The following is a 22088-nucleotide window of genomic DNA, read 5'->3' as shown; positions in this document are numbered from 1 at the left end:
GGCTTACTCCTCGCGCAGGGTCTGGATCATGTAGTTGACGTCCACGTCGGAGGCCAGTTTGTAGTGCTTGGTCAGCGGGTTGTAGGTCAGGCCGATGATGTCCTTGACGGTCAGGCCGGCCATGCGGCTCCAGGCACCGAGCTCGGAAGGGCGGATGAATTTCTTGAAGTCGTGGGTGCCGCGCGGCAGCAACTTCATGATGTATTCGGCGCCGACAATGGCGAACAGGTACGCCTTCGGATTGCGGTTGATGGTGGAGAAGAATACCTGACCGCCAGGCTTGACCATGCGGAAGCAGGCGTGGATCACCGAGGATGGGTCCGGCACGTGTTCGAGCATCTCAAGGCAGGTGACCACGTCGAACTGTTCCGGCATTTCTTCGGCCAAGGCTTCGGCGGTGATCTGGCGGTACTCGACGCTCACGCCGGATTCCAGCTGATGCAACTGAGCGACCGCCAGCGGCGCTTCGCCCATGTCGATACCCATGACGGTCGCGCCGCGCTGGGCCATGGCTTCGCTGAGAATACCGCCGCCGCAACCGACGTCGAGGACCTTCTTGCCGGCCAGGTTGACGCGCTCGTCAATCCAGTTGACCCGCAGCGGGTTGATATCGTGCAGCGGTTTGAATTCGCTTTCGCGGTCCCACCAGCGATGGGCCAAGGCTTCGAATTTGGCGATTTCGGCGTAGTCGACGTTGCTCATGGTTTAAGTCCTCTAAAACTTGAAAAATTCTGTTGCCCCGGTTTGAGTCCGGGGGGGCTTACGATTCGGTACGGCCGCTGATGCGCTGGCCCCAGGCCTTGGCCGTCGCGACCAGTTGCTGTTCATCCAGGCGCGTCAGGCGACGGTCGTCGAGCAGATGCTTGCCGGCGACCCAAACATGTTTCACGCAATCGCGACCGGTGGCGTATATAAGCTGCGACACCGGGTCGTAGACCGGTTGCTGGGCCAGGCCAGAGAGATCGAACGCGACGATGTCGGCGGCTTTGCCGACTTCCAGCGAGCCGGTCTGGGTTTCGATCCCCAGGGCGCGGGCGCCATTGAGGGTCGCCATGCGCAGGGCGCGATGGGCGTCCAGTGCCGTAGCGGACCCGGCGACGGCCTTGGCCAGCAACGCAGCGGTGCGGGTTTCTCCCAGCAGGTCCAGATCATTGTTGCTGGCCGCGCCATCGGTGCCCACGGCGACATTGACCCCGGCCTGCCACAAACGCTCCACCGGGCAGAAACCGCTGGCGAGCTTAAGGTTCGACTCCGGGCAATGAATCACATGGGTGTTGCTTTCTACCAGCAACGCCAGGTCTTCTTCGCTGATCTGAGTCATGTGAACCGCCTGAAAACGCGGCCCCAGCATGCCCAGGCGCGCAAGGCGGGCCAGCGGGCGTTCGCCGCGCTGTTCGACCGCTTGCTGCACTTCGAAGGCGGTTTCATGCACGTGCATATGGATCGACGCATCGAGTTCTTCGGCGATCACGCGGATTTTTTCCAGGTTTTCATCGCCCACGGTGTAGGGTGCATGGGGACCGAAGGTGATTTTGATGCGGTCGTGGTGCTTGAGATCGCCAAACAATTCGATGCCCTGACGAATGGCTTCGTCCGCCGTACTGGCGCCGGGGATTGGAAAATCAAGGATCGGGATCGCGATTTGTGCGCGAATGCCGCTGTTGTGTACGCGCTCGCTGGCAACCTTCGGGAAGAAGTACATGTCAGAGAAACAGGTGATGCCACCTTTGAGCTGTTCGGCGATGGCCAGGTCCGTGCCGTCGCGCACGAAATCCTCGTCGACCCATTTGGCCTCGGCAGGCCAGATATGGTTTTCCAGCCAGGTCATCAAGGGCAGATCATCCGCCAGGCCACGGAACAGGGTCATCGCCGCGTGCCCGTGAGCATTGATCAGGCCAGGGCTGAGCAACATGTCCGGCAATTCGCGGACTTCGCTTGCGTTAAGCTTCAGTGCGGCAGCGCGTGGGCCGATAAAGACGATGCGCCCGTCGCGGATGCCCAGACCATGATCCTTGAGGACAACGCCGGCGGGTTCGACGGGTACCAGCCAGGTCGGCAGCAATAACAGGTCGAGCGCAGCGGCAGTGTTCGGCATCGAGGGACGGTTCCAGTGCTTTTGTAAAGGATGGCGAAGTATACCCGAGCGTCTTCGCGGGGGGATCGCTATAATCGGCGGCTTTTGTTCATGAGTGCGGGGTGTGGGATGCGCGATCGACTGTTGGCTGCGGAGAAGGTGAAGGCCATCGATTGGCGTGATGATGCCCTCTATCTGCTGGATCAGCGTATTTTGCCGTTCGAAGAAACCTGGGTCGCCTACACCAGCGCGGCTGGCGTGGCCGAAGCCATTCGCTCGATGGTGGTGCGGGGCGCGCCGGCCATTGGCATCTGTGCCGCTTATGGCATCGTGCTGGCGGCCCGTGCCCGGATTGCCGAAGGTGGCGACTGGTACGCGGCGCTGGAAGAGGATTTCGCGCTGCTGGCCGATTCCCGTCCCACGGCGGTCAACCTGTTCTGGGCGCTGGGCCGGATGCATGATCGGCTCGATCGCCTGAAAGACAATGTCGATCCGCTGGTAGCACTGGAGGCCGAGGCGATCGCCATTCATGAAAGTGATCGCGAAGCCAACCTGACTATGGCGCAACTGGGTGTAGACCTGATCCGCAAGCATCAGGGCAATGCCCAAGCGATCCTGACTCACTGCAACACCGGCGCGCTGGCCACCGGTGGCTTCGGCACGGCGCTGGGGGTGATTCGCGGCGCGTTCATCGAAGGCATGGTCGAACGCGTTTACGCCGATGAAACCCGCCCATGGCTGCAAGGTTCGCGGCTGACCGCCTGGGAATTGGCCAACGAAGGCATTCCGGTGACCCTCAATGCCGACTCCGCTGCCGCCCACATCATGAAAACCAAGGGCATCACCTGGGTCATCGTCGGCGCTGACCGAATCACCGCCAACGGCGACGTCGCGAACAAGATCGGCACCTATCAACTGGCGGTCAATGCCATGCATCACGGTGTGCGCTTCATGGTAGTGGCGCCGAGCTCGACCATCGACATGCACCTGGCCAGTGGCGACGACATCCCGATCGAAGAGCGTGACGGTCGCGAATTGCTGGAGGTTGGCGGCAAGCGGGTCGGGGCGGATGTCGATGCCTTTAACCCTGTGTTCGACGTGACCCCTGCGGACCTGATCGATGCCATCGTCACCGAAAAAGGCATCGTTGAACGCCCGGATACGGCGAAAATGGCGCAGTTGATGTGCCGTAAGCGTCTGCATTAATTAGCGGTGGCGTTCGAAAGGGCGCCATCGCCAGCGGGATTGGTGATCGACACAGATCAATGTGGGAGCCAGCCTGCTGGCGATCAGGGTCTGAAAGTCAATAAACATCCGTAATCCGGCCCCGAATTCTACATTCGCAGCAGCTCTAAGCCTCTCTCGTCCCCTTCAAGCCTGTCACCGGTCAACTAACTACTCTCCATGCGCATCTGGGGGATAGGTGCGTGGCGGCTCTTGTGATAACATCCGGCGGTTTCCAAGGTTGCCCCGCGGGGTGACCTTCACTGCGCAGATCCATGGCATAACTCGTTGATTTGTCGTAAGTCGGTGCATGGCACTCAGCCTGTATCGGCGAGCTTCGTTGGTCCCATATGGATGTGACGAAGTTTCACCAGAAAAAGGAATCAGGCTTCTCATGGGCGAACTGGCCAAAGAAATCCTCCCGGTCAATATCGAAGACGAGCTGAAGCAGTCCTACCTCGACTACGCAATGAGCGTAATTGTCGGGCGGGCACTGCCGGATGCGCGCGATGGCTTGAAGCCCGTGCACCGGCGTGTGCTGTTCGCGATGAGCGAGCTGGGCAACGACTTCAACAAGCCGTACAAGAAATCTGCCCGTGTTGTCGGTGACGTGATCGGTAAGTATCACCCGCACGGTGATACCGCGGTGTACGACACCATCGTTCGGATGGCGCAGCCATTCTCCCTGCGCTACCTGCTGGTAGATGGTCAGGGCAACTTCGGTTCGGTGGACGGCGACAACGCCGCGGCCATGCGATACACCGAAGTGCGCATGACCAAGCTGGCACACGAGCTGCTGGCTGACCTGCACAAGGAAACCGTGGACTGGGTGCCGAACTACGACGGCACCGAAATGATCCCGGCGGTCATGCCGACCCGTATTCCCAACCTGTTGGTCAACGGCTCCAGCGGTATCGCCGTGGGCATGGCGACCAACATTCCGCCGCACAACCTCGGTGAAGTCATCGACGGTTGCCTGGCGCTCATCGACAACCCCGAGCTGACTGTCGACGAGCTGATGCAATACATCCCCGGTCCGGACTTCCCGACCGCCGCGATCATCAACGGTCGTGCCGGCATCATCGAAGCCTACCGCACCGGTCGCGGCCGCATTTACATGCGCGCCCGCTCGATGATCGAAGACATCGACAAGGTCGGTGGTCGTCAGCAGATCGTCATCACCGAACTCCCTTACCAGCTGAACAAGGCGCGTCTGATCGAGAAGATCGCCGAGCTGGTTAAAGAGAAGAAGCTTGAAGGCATCACCGAGCTGCGCGACGAGTCCGACAAGGACGGTATGCGCGTTGTGATCGAGCTGCGTCGTGGCGAAGTGCCTGAGGTGATCCTCAACAACCTCTACGCCCAGACCCAGTTGCAAGCGGTGTTCGGTATCAACATCGTTGCGCTGATCGACGGCCGTCCGCGGATCCTGAACCTCAAGGACCTGCTGGAAGCTTTCGTTCGTCACCGTCGCGAAGTCGTTACCCGCCGTACCGTGTTCGAACTGCGCAAGGCGCGCGAGCGTGGTCACATCCTTGAAGGTCAAGCGGTTGCCCTGTCGAACATCGACCCGGTCATCGCCCTGATCAAGGCCTCGCCAACGCCATCGGAAGCCAAGGAAGCGCTGGTCAGCACGCCTTGGGAATCCTCGGCGGTGGTGGCGATGGTTGAGCGTGCCGGTGCCGATTCGTGCCGTCCGGAGAACCTCGATCCGCAATACGGCCTGCGTGAAGGCAAGTACTTCCTGTCGCCAGAACAGGCGCAAGCCATTCTGGAGCTGCGCCTGCACCGCCTGACCGGTCTGGAGCACGAAAAGCTGCTGGCCGAGTATCAAGAGATCCTCAACCAGATCGGCGAGCTGATCCGCATCCTCAACAGCGCCACACGCCTGATGGAAGTGATCCGCGAAGAGCTGGAAGTGATCCGCGCCGAGTACGGCGACGTGCGTCGCACCGAGATCCTCGATGCCCGCCTCGACCTGACCCTGGGTGACATGATCCCGGAAGAAGAGCGCGTCGTGACCATTTCCCACGGTGGCTACGCCAAGACCCAGCCATTGGCTGCGTACCAGGCACAGCGTCGTGGCGGTAAAGGCAAGTCGGCGACCGGCGTCAAGGATGAGGACTACATCGCTCACCTGCTGGTTGCCAACAGCCACACCACGCTGCTGCTGTTCTCCAGCAAGGGTAAGGTGTACTGGCTGAAAACCTACGAAATCCCTGAAGCGTCCCGCGCTGCCCGTGGTCGTCCGCTGGTCAACCTGTTGCCGCTGGATGACGGTGAATACATCACCACCATGCTGCCGGTCGAGGAATACACCGAAGGTCACTTCATCTTCATGGCGACCGCCAACGGCACCGTGAAGAAGACCCCGCTGGAATCCTTCAGCCGTCAACGCAGCGTCGGCCTGATCGCGCTGGAGCTGGATGAAGGCGATGTATTGATCAGCGCGGCCATCACCGATGGCGAGCGTGAGGTCATGCTGTTCTCCGACGGCGGCAAAGTGACTCGTTTCAAGGAGTCCGACGTTCGCGCCATGGGCCGTACCGCTCGCGGTGTGCGCGGCATGCGTCTACCGGAAGGGCAGAAGCTGATTTCCATGCTGATCCCGGAAGAAGGCAGCGAGATCCTCACCGCTTCGGAGCGTGGCTACGGCAAGCGCACCGCGATTACCGAGTTCCCTGAGTACAAGCGTGGCGGCCAAGGCGTTATCGCCATGGTCAGCAACGAGCGTAATGGCCGTCTGGTCGGCGCGGTGCAGGTACTCGACGGCGAGGAAATCATGCTGATTTCCGACCAGGGCACGCTGGTGCGTACCCGTGTCGACGAAGTCTCCAGTCTCGGTCGTAATACCCAGGGCGTGACCCTGATCAAACTGGCCAAGGATGAAACCCTGGTCGGCCTTGAGCGGGTTCAGGAGCCGTCGGAAATCGAAGGCGAAGAACTGGAAGAAGGTGAAGAGGGTGCAGTGTTCGAGGGTGAGGTCGTGATCGACGACGTTACCGAAGACCAGCAGCTCGACGCCGCCGCTGACGAAGAACCACAGGAATAATCGGGTAAGCAGGGGGCGGATGAAAATTCGCCCCCTTGTTGTTTGTCCTGAAAGAATTATCGACACCTCTGGAGATCCCTTGTGGGAGCCAGCCTGCTGGCGATGCAGGCGCCGCAGTTCGCCCGATGTATTGCGGTGAGGCAATCGCCAGCAGGCTGGTTCCCACAAGCCTGGTTTCAGCAGGGACCCGGTGTCGGCTGATAATGCGATTTATTGCGTGATACCACCAAATCAGAGCGAGATTGGATGTGAGCAAGAGAGCCTATAACTTCTGTGCCGGTCCTGCGGCCCTTCCCGAAGCTGTCCTGAAGCGCGCCCAGGGTGAACTCCTTGATTGGCACGGCAAGGGGCTGTCGGTCATGGAAATGAGTCATCGCAGTGATGAGTTCGTGTCCATCGCCACCAAGGCCGAGCAGGATCTGCGTGATCTGCTGAATATCCCTTCGAACTATAAAGTGCTGTTTCTGCAAGGCGGCGCCAGTCAGCAATTTGCTCAGATTCCTCTGAACCTGTTGCCGGAAAACGGCACTGCCGACTATATCGACACCGGTATCTGGTCGCAGAAAGCCATCGAAGAAGCTTCGCGTTACGGCAACGTCAACGTTGCGGCTACCGCCAAGCCTTACGACTACTTCGCCATTCCCGGCCAGAACGAGTGGAAGCTGTCCAAGGACGCGGCCTACGTTCACTACGCGCCGAACGAAACCATTGGTGGTCTGGAATTCCAGTGGATTCCCGAAACCGGCGATGTTCCGCTGGTGGCCGACATGTCCTCCGACATTCTCTCGCGTCCGGTGGATGTCTCGCGCTTCGGCATGATCTACGCCGGCGCGCAGAAAAACATCGGCCCGAGCGGCATCGTGGTCAACATTGTGCGCGAAGACCTGCTGGGTCGCGCCCGTTCCCTGTGCCCGACCATGCTCGACTACAAGGTCGCGGCCGATAACGGCTCGATGTACAACACTCCGCCGACCCTGGCCTGGTACCTGTCCGGCCTGGTGTTCGAATGGCTGAAAGAGCAGGGCGGTGTCGAGGCCATCGGCAAGCTCAACGAAGTGAAACAGCGCACGCTGTATGACTTCATCGACGCCAGCGGCCTCTACAGCAACCCGATCAACAAGTCGGATCGTTCGTGGATGAACGTGCCGTTCCGTCTGGCGGACGACCGTCTGGACAAGCCGTTCCTGGCCGGTGCCGACGAGCGTGGCCTGCTGAACCTGAAAGGTCACCGCTCCGTGGGCGGCATGCGCGCCTCTATCTATAACGCCGTCGACATCAATGCGATCAATGCGCTGATTTCGTACATGGCAGAGTTCGAGAAGGAACACGGCTAATGTCTGAGCAAGAACTCAAGGCACTGCGCGTTCGCATTGACGCTCTGGACACCAAGGTGCTGGAGCTGATCAGTGAGCGTGCGCGCTGCGCCCAGGAAGTCGCGCGGGTAAAGATGGCCTCGCTGGCCGAAGGCGAAGTGCCGGTGTTCTATCGTCCTGAGCGCGAAGCTCAGGTGCTCAAGCGTGTTATGGAGCGCAACCAGGGGCCGTTGGGCAACGAAGAAATGGCGCGGTTGTTCCGCGAAATCATGTCCTCGTGCCTGGCGCTCGAGCAGCCGCTGAAAGTCGCCTACCTCGGCCCTGAAGGCACCTTCACCCAGGCTGCAGCAATGAAGCACTTCGGCCACGCCGTGATCAGCAAGCCGATGGCGGCGATCGACGAAGTGTTCCGTGAAGTGGCGGCCGGTGCGGTGAACTTCGGCGTGGTCCCGGTGGAGAACTCCACCGAAGGCGCGGTCAACCACACCCTGGACAGCTTCCTCGAACACGACATGGTGATCTGTGGCGAAGTCGAGTTGCGGATTCACCACCACCTGTTGGTCGGTGAAAACACCAAGACCGACAGCATCAGCCGCATTTACTCCCATGCCCAGTCGCTGGCCCAGTGCCGCAAGTGGCTGGACGCGCATTACCCGAATGTCGAGCGCGTGGCGGTGTCCAGCAACGCCGAAGCGGCCAAGCGGGTCAAGGGTGAGTGGAACTCGGCGGCGATTGCCGGCGACATGGCGGCCGGCCTGTACGGGCTGACGCGTCTGGCGGAAAAAATCGAGGACCGTCCGGACAACTCCACGCGCTTCCTCATGATCGGTAATCAGGAAGTGCCGCCGACCGGCGACGACAAGACCTCGATCATCGTCTCCATGAGCAACAAGCCGGGCGCGCTGCACGAGTTGCTGGTGCCGTTCCACGACAACGGCATCGACCTGACGCGCATCGAGACCCGTCCGTCGCGCAGCGGCAAATGGACCTACGTGTTCTTCATCGACTTTGTCGGCCACCACCGTGATCCGCTGGTAAAAGGTGTGCTGGAAAAGATCAGTCAGGAAGCAGTGGCACTCAAAGTGCTGGGTTCCTACCCGAAAGCAGTTCTCTAAGGGGCGGTAGCAAATGAGTGGCAATTTCCTCGCTCTGGCACAGCCGGGCGTGCAACAACTTTCGCCTTACGTTCCGGGCAAACCCGTGGACGAACTGGCTCGCGAGCTGGATCTGGATCCGGCCAGCATCGTCAAACTGGCAAGCAACGAAAACCCGCTGGGTGCCAGTCCGAAAGCGCTGACAGCCATCCGTGACGCGCTGGCCGAGCTGACCCGTTACCCGGACGGCAACGGTTTTGCACTCAAGACCCTGTTGGCCGAGCAATGCCGCGTCGAACTGAACCAAGTGACGTTGGGCAACGGCTCCAACGATATTCTTGAGCTCGTGGCGCGTGCTTATCTGGCGCCGGGCCTGAATGCTGTGTTCAGCGAGCACGCCTTTGCGGTTTATCCAATCGCAACCCAGGCCGTCGGCGCGCAGGCCAAAGTGGTTCCGGCCAAGGATTGGGGGCATGACCTGCCTGCAATGCTGGCTGCGATCGATGCCAATACCCGTGTGGTGTTCATTGCCAACCCGAACAACCCGACCGGCACCTGGTTCGGCGCCGAGGCGCTGGACGAGTTCCTGCAGGATGTTCCGGAGCACGTGCTGGTCGTGCTGGACGAGGCCTACATCGAATACGCCGAAGGCAGCGACTTGCCGGATGGTCTGGATTTCCTCGCGGCTTATCCGAACCTGCTGGTTTCCCGTACGTTCTCCAAGGCCTACGGCCTGGCATCGCTGCGCGTCGGCTACGGCTTGTCCACCGCCGTGGTTGCCGATGTGCTGAACCGCGTACGTCAGCCGTTCAACGTCAACAGCCTGGCCCTGGCCGCTGCTTGCGCCGCGTTGAAGGATGACGCGTACCTGGCTGAAAGCCGTCGCTTGAACGAATCCGGCATGCAGCAACTGGAAGCGGGTTTCCGTGAGTTGGGGTTGGGCTGGATTCCATCCAAGGGCAATTTCATCTGCGTTGATCTGGGGCGTGAAGCGGCTCCGATCTTCCAGGGCTTGCTGCGCGAAGGCGTGATCGTGCGTCCGGTGGCCAACTACGGCATGCCGAACCACTTGCGCATCACCATCGGGTTGCCCGCGGAAAACAGCCGCTTCCTCGAGGCGCTGACCAAGGTTCTGGCTCGTGGTTGATGTCACTGCACTGCAATCTGCTGAACCTATGATCGGGCGCCTGGTGGTGGTCGGTCTGGGATTGATCGGTGGTTCGTTTGCCAAGGGTTTGCGCGAGAGTGGCTTGTGCCGCGAAGTGGTCGGGGTCGATCTCGATCCGCAATCGCGCAAACTGGCGGTTGAATTGGGTGTGGTGGATCGCTGCGAAGAAGACCTGGCGGCTGCATGCCAGGGCGCTGACGTGATCCAGCTCGCCATACCGATCCTCGCCATGGAGAAAATGCTTGGCCGTTTGGCGGGCATGGACCTGGGGCAGGCGGTTCTGACCGACGTCGGCAGCGCCAAGGGTAACGTCGTGCGCGCAGCCACTGAAGCGTTTGGCGGCATGCCGTCGCGTTTCGTGCCGGGGCATCCGATTGCCGGTTCCGAGCAGAGCGGGGTGGAAGCCTCCAATGCCGAGCTGTTCCGTCGTCATAAAGTGATCCTGACTCCGCTGGAGCAGACCGACCCGCAGGCCTTGGCGATCGTTGATCGTCTGTGGCGCGCATTGGGCGCCGATGTCGAACACATGCAAGTCGAGCGTCACGACGAAGTATTGGCGGCAACCAGCCATTTGCCGCACTTGCTGGCGTTCGGTTTGGTCGATTCGTTGGCCAAGCGCAATGAAAACCTTGAGATCTTCCGTTACGCTGCGGGCGGTTTCCGCGATTTCACAAGAATCGCCGGAAGCGACCCGGTCATGTGGCACGACATCTTCCTCGCCAACCGCGAAGCTGTCCTGCGCACACTCGATACATTTCGCAGCGACCTCGACGCCTTGCGCGACGCGGTCGATGCAGGGGATGGGCACCAATTGTTGGGCGTTTTCACTCGCGCCCGGGTTGCTCGCGAGCATTTCAGTAAAATCCTGGCCCGTCGGGCCTATGTGGACGCTATGAATTCCAACGATCTGATTTTCCTGGCTCAACCTGGTGGCCGCCTGTCCGGTCGGATTCGCGTACCAGGTGACAAATCGATTTCCCACCGTTCGATCATGCTCGGCTCCCTGGCTGAAGGCGTCACCGAAGTCGAAGGCTTCCTCGAGGGCGAAGACGCCCTGGCGACCTTGCAGGCGTTCCGTGACATGGGCGTGGTCATTGAAGGTCCGCACCACGGTCGCGTGACCATTCACGGCGTCGGCCTGCATGGCCTGAAGCCTGCGCCGGGCCCGATCTACCTGGGTAACTCGGGTACTTCGATGCGTCTGTTGTCCGGCCTGTTGGCCGCACAGCACTTCGACAGCACCCTGACCGGCGATGCTTCGCTGTCCAAGCGCCCGATGAATCGCGTGGCCAATCCGCTGCGTGAAATGGGCGCCGTGATCGAAACCGCCGCTGAAGGCCGTCCGCCGATGGTGATCCGTGGTGGCAACAAGCTCAAAGGCCTGACCTACACCATGCCGATGGCCAGCGCCCAGGTTAAATCCTGCCTGCTGTTGGCCGGTCTGTACGCCGAAGGCAAAACCACGGTGACCGAGCCTGCACCGACTCGCGACCATACCGAGCGCATGCTGCGCGGCTTCGGCTACCCGGTAACGGTCAATGGCGCGACCGCTTCGGTCGAATCCGGCATCAAGCTGACGGCTACCCACATTGAAGTGCCGGGCGATATCTCGTCTTCCGCGTTCTTCCTGGTGGCCGCTTCGATCGCCGAAGGTTCGGAGCTGGTGCTTGAGCACGTCGGTATCAACCCGACCCGTACCGGCGTCATCGACATCCTGCGTCTGATGGGCGCCGACATCACCCTGGAAAACCAGCGTGAAGTGGGCGGCGAGCCGGTAGCGGACCTGCGCGTACGTGCAGCTAAACTCAAAGGTATCCAGATTCCGGAAGCGTTAGTGCCGCTGGCTATCGATGAATTCCCGGTGCTGTTCGTCGCCGCTGCCTGCGCCGAGGGGCGCACCGTTCTGACCGGTGCCGAAGAGTTGCGAGTCAAGGAATCGGACCGAATTCAGGTCATGGCCGATGGTCTGCTGGCGCTGGGCGTCAAATGTGAACCGACCCCGGACGGCATCATTATCGATGGCGGCTCGATCGGCGGCGGCGAAGTGCACGGTCACGGTGACCACAGGATCGCCATGGCTTTTAGCGTTGCTTCGTTGCGCGCCACTGCGCCGATCCGCATCCATGATTGCGCCAACGTCGCGACGTCGTTCCCGAACTTCCTCGCGCTGTGTGCTCAGGTCGGTATCCGCGTTGCCCAAGAGGCTCAGTCGTGAACAACATTGCACCGGTCATCACTATCGATGGGCCTAGCGGCTCCGGAAAAGGCACGGTAGCCGGGATTCTGGCCAAGCGTCTTGGCTGGAATCTGCTGGATTCCGGTGCGCTGTACCGTCTGTTGGCGTTTGCTGCGCATAACCATGGCGTCGACCTGACCAATGAAGAGTTGCTGAAAAAACTTGCCGCTCATCTGGATGTGCAATTCATTGCGGCGACCGACGGTCAGCTGCAGCGGATCATTCTTGAAGGCGATGAAGTCAGTGATGTGATCCGTACCGAAAGCGTCGGCTCCGGTGCCTCCCAGGTGGCTGCATTGCCCGCGGTACGCGAGGCGCTGCTGCAACGCCAGCGCGCATTCCAGGAAGCGCCGGGTCTGGTGGCGGACGGTCGGGACATGGGCACGGTGGTTTTTCCGGCCGCACCGCTGAAGATTTTCCTCACCGCCAGTGCCGAGGAGCGTGCGCGCCGTCGATACTTGCAGTTGAAGGGCAAAGTCGATGGTGTTAGTCTGTCGAGTCTGCTAGATGAGATACGTGCACGCGATGAGCGTGACACCCAGCGAGCGGTAGCCCCGCTCAAACCGGCGGCTGACGCCATACAGCTGGATTCCACGGAATTGTCCATCGATCAGGTGCTGCAACGCATCATGAGCGAGATCGCCATTCGCGATATCGCCGGGTGACCAAGAAGGCCGCAGGGGACCAGTCATAGTCCTGCGGTGGCTTCTTTTAAATGAAACTGACCCACATCGTCTGGGATGTGGAGATGGGCGTAGTCTTCGCCCTTATCAACAGGAATTAAAATGAGCGAAAGCTTTGCGGAACTCTTTGAAGAAAGCCTAAAAACCCTGAACCTTCAGGCAGGCTCCATCATCACCGGTGTTATCGTTGATATCGATTACCAAGCTCGCTGGGTAACCGTTCACGCTGGTCTGAAGTCTGAAGCACTCATCCCGCTTGAGCAGTTCTACAACGACGCTGGCGACCTGACTATCAACGTCGGTGACGAAGTTCACGTTGCTCTGGACTCGGTTGAAGACGGCTTTGGTGAAACCAAGCTGTCCCGTGAAAAAGCCAAGCGCGCTGAATGCTGGATTGTTCTGGAAGCAGCCTTCGCAGCCGAAGAAGTGGTCAAGGGCGTTATCAACGGTAAGGTTAAAGGCGGCTTCACTGTCGACGTTAACGGCATCCGTGCGTTCCTGCCAGGTTCTCTGGTTGACGTCCGTCCAGTGCGCGACACCACGCACCTGGAAGGCAAAGAGCTGGAATTCAAGGTCATCAAGCTGGACCAGAAGCGCAACAACGTTGTCGTTTCCCGTCGTAGCGTCCTGGAAGCCGAGAACTCCGCCGAGCGCGAAGCTCTGCTGGAATCCTTGCAGGAAGGCCAACAAGTCAAAGGTATCGTCAAGAACCTCACCGATTACGGCGCATTCGTCGATCTGGGTGGCGTCGATGGCCTGCTGCACATTACCGACATGGCTTGGAAGCGTATCAAGCATCCTTCCGAAATCGTCAACGTTGGCGACGAGATCGATGTCAAGGTTCTGAAGTACGATCGCGAGCGCAATCGTGTTTCCCTGGGCCTGAAGCAACTGGGCGAAGATCCATGGGTTGCTATCAAAGCCCGTTACCCAGAAAGCACTCGCGTTACCGCGCGTGTAACCAACCTGACCGACTACGGCTGCTTCGCTGAGCTGGAAGAAGGCGTTGAAGGTCTGGTACACGTTTCCGAAATGGACTGGACCAACAAGAACATCCACCCTTCGAAAGTCGTACAAGTCGGCGACGAAGTGGAAGTTATGGTTCTGGACATCGACGAAGAGCGTCGTCGTATCTCCCTGGGCATCAAGCAGTGCAAATCTAACCCATGGGAAGATTTCTCTGGCCAGTTCAACAAGGGCGATAAAATCTCCGGCACCATCAAGTCGATCACCGATTTCGGTATCTTCATTGGTCTGGACGGCGGCATCGACGGTCTGGTTCACCTGTCCGACATCTCCTGGAACGAAGTGGGCGAAGAAGCCGTACGCCGTTTCAAGAAGGGCGACGAGCTGGACACCGTTATCCTGTCGGTTGACCCAGAGCGCGAGCGCATCTCCCTGGGCATCAAGCAACTGGAAAGCGATCCGTTCTCCGAGTACGTCTCGGTTAACGACAAAGGCGCCATCGTTAAGGGCACTGTGAAAGAAGTTGACGCCAAAGGCGCCATCATCGTTCTGGCCGACGATATCGAAGCGACTCTGAAAGCCTCCGAAATCAGCCGTGACCGCGTTGAAGACGCTCGTAACGTTCTGAAAGAAGGCGAAGAAGTAGAAGCCAAGATCATCAGCGTTGATCGCAAGAGCCGCGTAATCCAGCTCTCGATCAAGTCGAAAGACGTTGAAGACGAGAAAGAAGCTATCCAGAGCCTGCGCGACAAGCCAGTAGCTGGTGACGCTCCAGTAGCCACCACTCTGGGTGACCTGCTGCGTGCTGCACAAGCGGAAAAACAGAACTAAGTTCTGGCTTTCTGTAAAAAAGGGCGACTTCGGTCGCCCTTTTTTGTGTCTGTGAATTTGTACTTCAGGGGGCTGTGTTGGGGCTTCTGTAATGGTGTGAAACATATGCCCTTCCTGGGATGTCTCTTTCTTTAACAAGATCAATCGTTTATTTGCGGCTAGTCTTAGTCTGAAGCGAACGACGCTCGGGCATCGTGCCTGGCATAAGGAAGTGAATGAACAAGCTCATTGTCGCAATAGCATTACTGACACTGGCGGGTTGTACCACGAATGCCAAGACCCATGTGGTACGTGGGGTCAGCGGTATTGAAGTCGATTGTTCCGGGCTCGGCTCAGGTTGGGAAAAGTGCCACAAGCGCGCAGCGAAGGAGTGTAAGGGGGCGGGCTATAAAGTCGTTGCCAGGTCGGATGATGCAAAAGAAGAGGATGAGTTCCCCTTTGGCTTCAATCCTGCCGGCTACCTGACACGCACCATGCTAGTAATTTGCAGGTGAGGCCGCGAATCAAGGAGGGTGGGGCGGCGTGACTGAATCCGACACTGTGTGATGGATAGGAAGATGTCAAAACTCGGACTGTTCAAATTCATGCAGGCATGCTAAAACCTTTGGAGCGCTTTCCTAGCTGCTTGAAAAAGAAGGGAAAAATATGACGAAGTCGGAGTTGATCGAACGAATTGTCACCCATCAAGGGCTGCTCTCATCAAAAGATGTTGAGCTGGCCATCAAGACCATGCTTGAGCAAATGTCCCAATGTCTGGCCACCGGTGATCGCATCGAGATCCGTGGTTTTGGCAGCTTCTCCTTGCACTACCGCGCGCCGCGCGTAGGTCGCAATCCTAAAACCGGTCAGTCTGTCAGCCTTGACGGTAAATTCGTTCCGCATTTCAAGCCGGGAAAAGAGCTACGTGATCGGGTGAATGAGGAAGAGGAGGAGGGGGTTTGATCCTCGCTGCTCATTATCAGGGAGATGCTCATGCGTAATCTCAAGCGCATACTTCTTGGCGTTTTTATTCTTTTGCTGGTGTTGGCGATTCTTGCGTTTGTGCTTGAGAACCAGCAATCGGTTTCGTTGTTGTTTTTGGGTTGGGCAGGTCCCGAGCTTCCGGTGTCTCTGGTCGTGGTGCTGGCATTGCTGGTCGGTATGTTTATAGGTCCGATACTTAGCCTGGTTCTGGGACGTTCGTCCAGATCAGCACGCAAGCGTCTTGTCTGAAAGCGACAAGCGCAGGGCGTCTGTCGAATTAGCGTCTCTGACTGTCTATATCCATTCGTAAAAGATTCATTAAGCTGTAAAATGCATCCCTTGTTCGATAGTGGCCTATACCCACATCGATTCAGACTGACTCTGACGGAAGCCTCAGGATTGATGGCTTCTGCATTCATGGATTAGACAGTGCTCGTTGGTGCCACTGTCCGCAGCTCAAGGGTATGGTTTCGCGTGAAAATTCTAGTTACCGGCGGCGCCGGGTTTATCGGCTCGGCAGTCATCCGTCACATCATCTCCAATACCACCGACTCTGTCGTAAACGTCGATAAGCTGACATATGCCGGTAACCTTGAGTCGTTGGCCGAAGTTAGCCACAGCTCGCGTTATGTGTTCGAACGCGTCGACATCTGTGATCGTGACCAGGTCGACCGTGTCTTGCGTGAGCACCAACCAGATGCGATCATGCACTTGGCCGCAGAGTCTCACGTCGACCGCTCTATTTCTGGGCCGTCTGAATTCATTCAGACCAACATCATCGGTACCTACACTCTGTTGGAGGCCGTACGCCACTATTGGACAACACTGAACGATAGGCGTAAAGCAAACTTCCGCTTCCACCATATTTCGACTGATGAAGTTTACGGAGACCTCGAAGGTCCGGAAGATCTCTTCACCGAAACCACGCCGTATCAGCCGAGCTCGCCATACTCGGCCACCAAGGCCAGTTCGGATCACTTAGTACGCGCCTGGAGCCGTACCTACGGTCTGCCGACCTTGGTCACCAACTGCTCGAACAATTATGGTCCGTGCCACTTCCCTGAGAAGTTGATCCCGCTGATCATTCTTAATGCGTTGGAAGGCAAGCCACTGCCGGTCTACGGTAAAGGCAGTCAGGTACGTGACTGGCTGTACGTCGAGGATCACGCTCGCGCACTGTACAAAGTAGTGAGCGAAGGCGTTATTGGAGAGACGTACAACATCGGCGGCCATAACGAAAAACAGAACATCGAAGTGGTGCATACCCTTTGCGCTTTGCTTGACGAGCTGCGTCCAGATTCTGCTCATCGCCCACATGCCGGCCTTATCACCTATGTTCAGGATCGCCCAGGCCACGATCAGCGTTACGCTATCGACGCCAGCAAAATACAGCGCGAACTGGGCTGGGCGCCGGAGGAGACATTCGAAACTGGTATTCGCAAGACTGTCGAGTGGTACCTCAGCAATACTGAATGGGTTGCGCACGTGAAGAGTGGTAGCTACCAGCAGTGGATTGACCAGAACTACGCGGATCGTTCGAATAAAGCATGAAAATCCTTCTACTGGGAAAAAACGGCCAGGTGGGCTGGGAGCTGCAACGCTCCTTAGCAGCACTTGGCGAGTTGATTGCCTTGGATCGTAATGGAGTCGATGATCTGTGCGGCGACTTGTCGAACCTCGATGCCTTACGCAGGACGATTCGTGAGGTAAAGCCAGACGTGGTTGTCAACGCTGCGGCGTACACCGGCGTCGATAAGGCTGAGTCCGAAACTGAACTGGCCGATCGTGTGAATGTTCAAGCCAGTCAGCTCATTGCTGAGGAAGCGGTATCGCTAGGTGCTTGGTTGATTCACTACTCGACCGACTATGTCTTCAGTGGGCAAGGTTCGATGCCATGGCTGGAGAATGATCCCGTCGCTCCGGTGAATCGCTACGGCGCTAGCAAGTTGGCTGGCGAACAGGCGATTACGGCGTCGGGTTGCAAGCATTTGATTTTTCGGACCAGTTGGGTCTATGGCGCCCGTGGCAACAATTTCGCAAAAACCATGCTTCGCTTGGCCAAGGACCGAGAAAACCTGAGTGTCATCAATGACCAGATTGGGGCGCCCACGGGGGCGGATCTGATCGCCGATGTGACGGCATTGGCTATACAGCAAGTCATGCTGCGTCCGGAGTTGGCGGGCTTATATCACTTGGTTGCTAGCGGCGAAGTATCCTGGCATGGATATGCCAGCTATGTGATCGACTTCGCTCGATCCAGCGGTGAGCAGCTCGCTGTAAAATTAATCAATCCGATTGAAACCACCGCTTATCCAACACCCGCGCGTAGGCCTTTGAATTCGCGTTTGAATACGCAGAAGCTGCGTGACAGTTTTTCACTACACTTGCCGGATTGGCAAAGTGGCGTAACCCGAATGCTTAGGGAAGTTCTAAACAAATGACCACTATAAACCGTAAGGGCATCATCCTGGCTGGCGGCTCAGGCACTCGACTGCACCCGTTGACCCTCGGTGTATCCAAGCAGATGCTGCCGATCTACGACAAACCGATGATCTTTTATCCCTTGTCGGTGCTGATGCTCGCGGGTATGCGTGAAATCCTGATTATCTCCACGCCGGAAGACTTGCCATGCTTTCGCAAGTTGCTGGGCGACGGTAGCTTGTATGGCATCAAGTTGACTTACTCCGAGCAGCCTAGCCCGGATGGCCTGGCACAGGCCTTCATAATTGGTGAAGAGTTTATTGGCAAGGACCCTTGCTGCCTGATTCTGGGTGACAACATCTTCTATGGTCAGCACTTCTCGGATAACTTGCATTCCGCCAGCATTCAACAGCAAGGCGCTACCGTATTCGGCTACCATGTCTCCGATCCAGAGCGTTTCGGTGTCGTTGAGTTCGATAAAACCGGTCGTGCACTGAGTATTGAAGAGAAGCCGCTGAAGCCAAAATCCAACTATGCAGTGACCGGCCTTTACTTCTACGACAATGATGTTGTCGAGATCGCCAAGAGCATTAAGCCATCCGAGCGTGGCGAGTTGGAAATCACCGATGTGAACCGCGCGTACCTCGAGCGTAAGACGCTCAATGTCGAAATGCTCGGTCGCGGCTTTGCCTGGCTTGATACTGGTACTCATGACTCGCTGCTTGAAGCCAGTCACTTTGTGCATACCATAGAAAAGCGTCAGGGGCTGAAAGTGGCTTGCCTTGAAGAGATTGCTTACAACAGAGGCTGGATTACTGCTGAACAATTGAGTGCTCAAGCTAAAGTGCTGAAGAAGACTGGCTACGGCCAGTACCTGGAAAAGCTGCTGGATTCGCCTTCCCAGTAAAGATGGTCTCAACGAATCGGCGTTTGAACGCCGGCGGGGAAGCTGGGTGACGGCCAACCTCACTCGTAAGTTAATGAGTGGACCACTCCCAACCAACATCGTGATTGAAATCTAAGAAGGGAACCGCGATAAATGCGCAACAACCGTGCTGAGGCTAGGCCTAATGACGAAATTGACCTTATTGAAGTCATTCAAGGACTATGGCTGCAAAAATGGCTGATCTTAAGTGTCGTTACGTTATTCGCTTTAATTGGTGGGACTTATGCTTTTCTCAGTAAGCCTGTCTATGAAGCTAAGGCTTTTGTAATCCCGCCGACTCCGAAAGATATCGCCGACTTTAACTATGGTCGTACCAAAGAGTCGGGGCTCGAGCCTTACAGCGTGAAATACGTATATGAGTTTTTTTTGCGTAATCTTCAAGCCGAGTCTCTGCGTCGGAATTTTTTTGAAGAGTACTATCTCCCGTCCCTTAACGAAACTGAGCGTTCCGGTGCTCAGGAGGTGCTCTATGACCGCTTCTCCAAAGACTTGACTATTGCACTTGCAGGCAAAGACTCTGCGGATCGTTTCTCATTAACGATGCAAAGCAATGATCCGTCCAAGGCGTTAGAGTGGACAAAGGCCTATATAGACAAGGCCCGTATCATAGCAGTGGGGGAGATGATCGATAACGTCAATAGAGAGGCCGAAGTCCGAGCGCGAGATCTTGCTCAGCAGATTAGTGCGTTGCGTGAAAGTGGTCAGCATGTACGCGAAGATCTTATTTCTCAGTTGCGTGAGGCGCTCAGTATTGCTGAAGCTATTGGTTTAGAAAAACCTCCCATCATAAGCGGAAATTTGTCGAGCGAAGTATCAGCTAATATGAGTGGGGAGTTGACTTATATGCGTGGTAGCAAGGCGCTCCAAGCTGAAATTAAAAATCTTGAAGAACGGAAGTTGGACGACCCTTTCATAAAAAATCTTCGTTCTTTGCAAGTAAAGTATGCCTTTTATAAAAGTCTGTCCGTCAAGCCGGATGAAGTAGCGGTTTTTCGCGTAGATGGTCCGATTGAGATGCCAGAGAAGCCAGTCAAACCGAAGAAAGCATTGATATTGGCTGTGGCGATCCTGCTGGGTGGTATTATTGGCATATTCGTAGCATTGTTCAGAACTTTGTATCGTCGCAGTTGTGAGTTGCGCTCGGTTTAGAAGTTCGAGAATAAGTTGTTTGAGTTGATGGAGGTGATTTTTGTGTGTCACGATTGCCTCCCATCAAACCTAAATACAATAGCACGACATCTTTGTGCTTTCCAAGGTTCAATCGGTGTGTTTAAAGCCCGAATGCACATGTTGCTATATATAATTGGGCTGGATGAGCGCATCGGTCAGCCTCTCTATCGTTGCGGTGACAGACGTACAGAGCCAGGTTTTTGGGGTGAAAAAGCACTGAGCGGACTGCTACAGGCTCCATTTAGCTCCCAAACTTCTTTCCATCCATTTGCTTTGTCGTCAAGTGATTCCATTGGAGTCGCTGCGGGTTTGGCGCTAGGTAATTGTGCAGTCGATCTCGTGGTTGGTGGGTTTCCAATTGAACCATGCGGATACCGCAGGTCTCATTAATTAGGCAACCCAGCAGTGAGGTTGTGCGTTACGCAAGGGAGATGTCATTTTTTTGACAAAATAATGTTGGGGCATGATCTAGGGTTTGACATCTATGCTGAGCTTGATAAATCTATGCATAGGATATTTTATGCACTGGTTGATGTTGAATAGATTTGCTAACTATTAAATCCACTATTTTAGTAGTTTCCGAGTGTCCTTTGTTCATGTGTTCTTATCCATAGGTGCTTAATTGATAATGGTCAGAATATCTATGGGCTCGTTGCGTAATGTATCCACACGAGGTTGTAGTGCACTATAAAAATATCATTTGGAATCTGCTAGGCCTCGGTTTGCCTCTACTTATAGCTGCGCTGACTGTTCCAAGCTTGATTTCGGTAATAGGCACTGAGCGATTTGGTTTTCTGGCGCTTGCATGGGGATTGATTGGCTACGCTGGAGCGCTCGATCTGGGGGTTGGTCGTGCGGTTACGCAAAGACTAGCGTCCCTCAGAGGAAGGGACAGTGAAAATGAAATTCCTGATGTTATTAGTACCGCAGTCCGGATTACAATGGTTATCGGTATTATTGGATTCGTTCTGATCGTATTGGGAAGCTGTCTGGGTGGGTATAATTTCGTACCGAGACAGACCGTTAGTGTGATGGAGGTTCTTGTTTCTTTGCTGCTACTGGCAATGGCCATACCGATGCAGGCAATCAGTGCAACTTATCGCGGTGTTAATGAGGCCTATCTTAATTTTAAAAATATTAGCTTCTTGCGTGTTGCTCTTGGCGCGGCAAATTTCGGTGCTCCATTCCTGGTTGCGCAGTTCACTAATCAGTTGTATTGGTTGATCGCAACTTTGGTGGTTTCTCGAGCGGCGGCGTTGTTTATGTACAGAGCGTTTGCTTACCAATGCCTGCCAAATGGCGATGGTGAAAAAGGTAAGTTTACTAGAATGCAAGCCAATAAACTCCTGAATTTTGGAGGGTGGGTAACGGTAAGTAGTATTGTAAGCCCATTCTTAGTGCAGGCTGATCGTTTTTTTGTCGGGACGCTGATATCTGCCGCAGCGGTAACCGCTTATGTGATTCCTTATGAAATAACGGTGCAGGCGCTGATCCTAGTTGGGGCAATTACTACGGTAGCATTTCCGGTAATTGCTGGTTTTTTACAAGAGGATATAAATAAAGCCCATCACACTTTTAATCGATGGGTGGTTAGGGTTTCGCTCATCATGTTCTGCGTAATGGGGTGCATTGCACTATTGATGCCCTATATTTTGAATCTTTGGGTTGGAAAATATGTCTCGGAAGAATCTACCTGTGTGGGAAGGGTTCTTTGCATTGGTGTGTTTTTTAACGCTATAGGTTCAATGTATTATTCGTTTTTGCATGCGTCTGGCAGATCTAAAGAAACTGCAATTTTACACCTGATTGAGTTGCCGGCTTTTGTGGGGATGCTCTATATGTTAATTACCCATTTTGGTGTTGTGGGTGCGGCAATGGCATGGACCTTTCGAGTTGTTTTTGATGCGCTAGGTCTCTTTTACTTTACTAAATTTAAGCGGTGAAGGT

18 protein-coding genes are annotated in these 22088 nt (G+C 56.3%); 16 read left to right on the top strand and 2 right to left on the bottom strand.

The window, feature by feature from the left end; genetic code table 11:
- Window positions 1–3: 3 nt before the first annotated feature.
- Both ubiG and ACNYC6_RS05410 read right to left on the bottom strand, forming a co-directional pair.
- The gene (gene ubiG / locus ACNYC6_RS05415) at window positions 4–702 is read right to left on the bottom strand and encodes a bifunctional 2-polyprenyl-6-hydroxyphenol methylase/3-demethylubiquinol 3-O-methyltransferase UbiG (RefSeq protein ID WP_419711418.1); all 699 of its coding nucleotides are present in this window, start codon (window positions 700–702) and stop codon (window positions 4–6) included.
- A 58-nt stretch (window positions 703–760) separates the two neighbouring features.
- A complete protein-coding gene (locus ACNYC6_RS05410) occupies window positions 761–2095 on the bottom strand; it encodes a TRZ/ATZ family hydrolase (RefSeq protein ID WP_419711417.1) in 1335 nt (444 codons plus the stop codon).
- Window positions 2096–2203: 108 nt separating this feature from the next.
- Here ACNYC6_RS05410 and mtnA point away from each other — a divergent pair, with 108 nt between their 5' ends.
- The 16 genes from mtnA (at window position 2204) to ACNYC6_RS05330 (ending at window position 22084) form a co-directional block, all read left to right on the top strand.
- Window positions 2204–3280 (top strand): S-methyl-5-thioribose-1-phosphate isomerase, encoded by a 1077-nt coding sequence (gene mtnA, locus ACNYC6_RS05405; protein ID WP_419711416.1) that lies wholly within the window; start codon window positions 2204–2206, stop codon window positions 3278–3280.
- Window positions 3281–3692: 412 nt separating this feature from the next.
- On the top strand, window positions 3693–6350 hold the full coding sequence (gene gyrA, locus ACNYC6_RS05400; RefSeq protein ID WP_419711415.1) for a DNA gyrase subunit A: 2658 nt from the start codon (window positions 3693–3695) through the stop codon (window positions 6348–6350).
- Window positions 6351–6598: 248 nt separating this feature from the next.
- The gene (gene serC / locus ACNYC6_RS05395) at window positions 6599–7684 is read left to right on the top strand and encodes a 3-phosphoserine/phosphohydroxythreonine transaminase (RefSeq protein WP_419711414.1); all 1086 of its coding nucleotides are present in this window, start codon (window positions 6599–6601) and stop codon (window positions 7682–7684) included.
- Window positions 7684–8778 carry a prephenate dehydratase gene (gene pheA / locus ACNYC6_RS05390; RefSeq protein WP_027620100.1) on the top strand — a complete coding sequence of 365 codons (1095 nt, stop codon included), beginning with the start codon at window positions 7684–7686 and terminating at the stop codon, window positions 8776–8778. The genes serC and pheA overlap by 1 nt, the downstream gene beginning before the upstream one ends.
- A 13-nt stretch (window positions 8779–8791) precedes the next feature.
- Entirely contained in the window at window positions 8792–9904 is a 1113-nt protein-coding gene (hisC, locus tag ACNYC6_RS05385) for a histidinol-phosphate transaminase (RefSeq protein ID WP_419711413.1), read from the top strand.
- A 28-nt stretch (window positions 9905–9932) separates the two neighbouring features.
- Window positions 9933–12140, top strand: a complete 2208-nt coding sequence (locus ACNYC6_RS05380) for a bifunctional prephenate dehydrogenase/3-phosphoshikimate 1-carboxyvinyltransferase (RefSeq protein ID WP_419712914.1) — start codon at window positions 9933–9935, stop codon at window positions 12138–12140.
- A complete protein-coding gene (gene cmk, locus ACNYC6_RS05375; RefSeq protein WP_419711412.1) occupies window positions 12137–12826 on the top strand; it encodes a (d)CMP kinase in 690 nt (229 codons plus the stop codon). Before ACNYC6_RS05380 ends, cmk begins: the two co-directional genes overlap by 4 nt.
- Before the next feature lie 120 nt (window positions 12827–12946).
- A complete protein-coding gene (rpsA, locus tag ACNYC6_RS05370) occupies window positions 12947–14641 on the top strand; it encodes a 30S ribosomal protein S1 (RefSeq protein ID WP_419711411.1) in 1695 nt (564 codons plus the stop codon).
- Window positions 14642–14856: 215 nt separating this feature from the next.
- The gene (locus ACNYC6_RS05365) at window positions 14857–15135 is read left to right on the top strand and encodes a hypothetical protein (RefSeq protein ID WP_419711410.1); all 279 of its coding nucleotides are present in this window, start codon (window positions 14857–14859) and stop codon (window positions 15133–15135) included.
- A 151-nt stretch (window positions 15136–15286) separates the two neighbouring features.
- Window positions 15287–15583 carry an integration host factor subunit beta gene (gene ihfB, locus ACNYC6_RS05360; protein ID WP_003189779.1) on the top strand — a complete coding sequence of 99 codons (297 nt, stop codon included), beginning with the start codon at window positions 15287–15289 and terminating at the stop codon, window positions 15581–15583.
- Between the two features lie 30 nt (window positions 15584–15613).
- Window positions 15614–15853: a lipopolysaccharide assembly protein LapA domain-containing protein gene (locus ACNYC6_RS05355; RefSeq protein ID WP_419711409.1), complete on the top strand. Its 240-nt coding sequence runs from the start codon at window positions 15614–15616 to the stop codon at window positions 15851–15853.
- Between the two features lie 225 nt (window positions 15854–16078).
- A complete protein-coding gene (gene rfbB / locus ACNYC6_RS05350; protein ID WP_419711408.1) occupies window positions 16079–17155 on the top strand; it encodes a dTDP-glucose 4,6-dehydratase in 1077 nt (358 codons plus the stop codon).
- Window positions 17152–18045, top strand: a complete 894-nt coding sequence (gene rfbD, locus ACNYC6_RS05345) for a dTDP-4-dehydrorhamnose reductase (protein WP_419711407.1) — start codon at window positions 17152–17154, stop codon at window positions 18043–18045. The genes rfbB and rfbD overlap by 4 nt, the downstream gene beginning before the upstream one ends.
- The gene (gene rfbA / locus ACNYC6_RS05340; RefSeq protein WP_419711406.1) at window positions 18042–18932 is read left to right on the top strand and encodes a glucose-1-phosphate thymidylyltransferase RfbA; all 891 of its coding nucleotides are present in this window, start codon (window positions 18042–18044) and stop codon (window positions 18930–18932) included. Before rfbD ends, rfbA begins: the two co-directional genes overlap by 4 nt.
- 132 nt (window positions 18933–19064) lie before the next feature.
- Window positions 19065–20120 (top strand): LPS O-antigen chain length determinant protein WzzB, encoded by a 1056-nt coding sequence (locus tag ACNYC6_RS05335; RefSeq protein ID WP_419711405.1) that lies wholly within the window; start codon window positions 19065–19067, stop codon window positions 20118–20120.
- Window positions 20121–20821: 701 nt separating this feature from the next.
- Entirely contained in the window at window positions 20822–22084 is a 1263-nt protein-coding gene (locus ACNYC6_RS05330; RefSeq protein ID WP_419711404.1) for a flippase, read from the top strand.
- Window positions 22085–22088 lie beyond the last annotated feature (4 nt).

Source organism: Pseudomonas sp. NFX224, assembly GCF_048565165.1.
Taxonomy (GTDB): Bacteria; Pseudomonadota; Gammaproteobacteria; order Pseudomonadales; family Pseudomonadaceae; genus Aquipseudomonas.
This window is presented reverse-complemented; position numbering and strand designations above follow the sequence as displayed.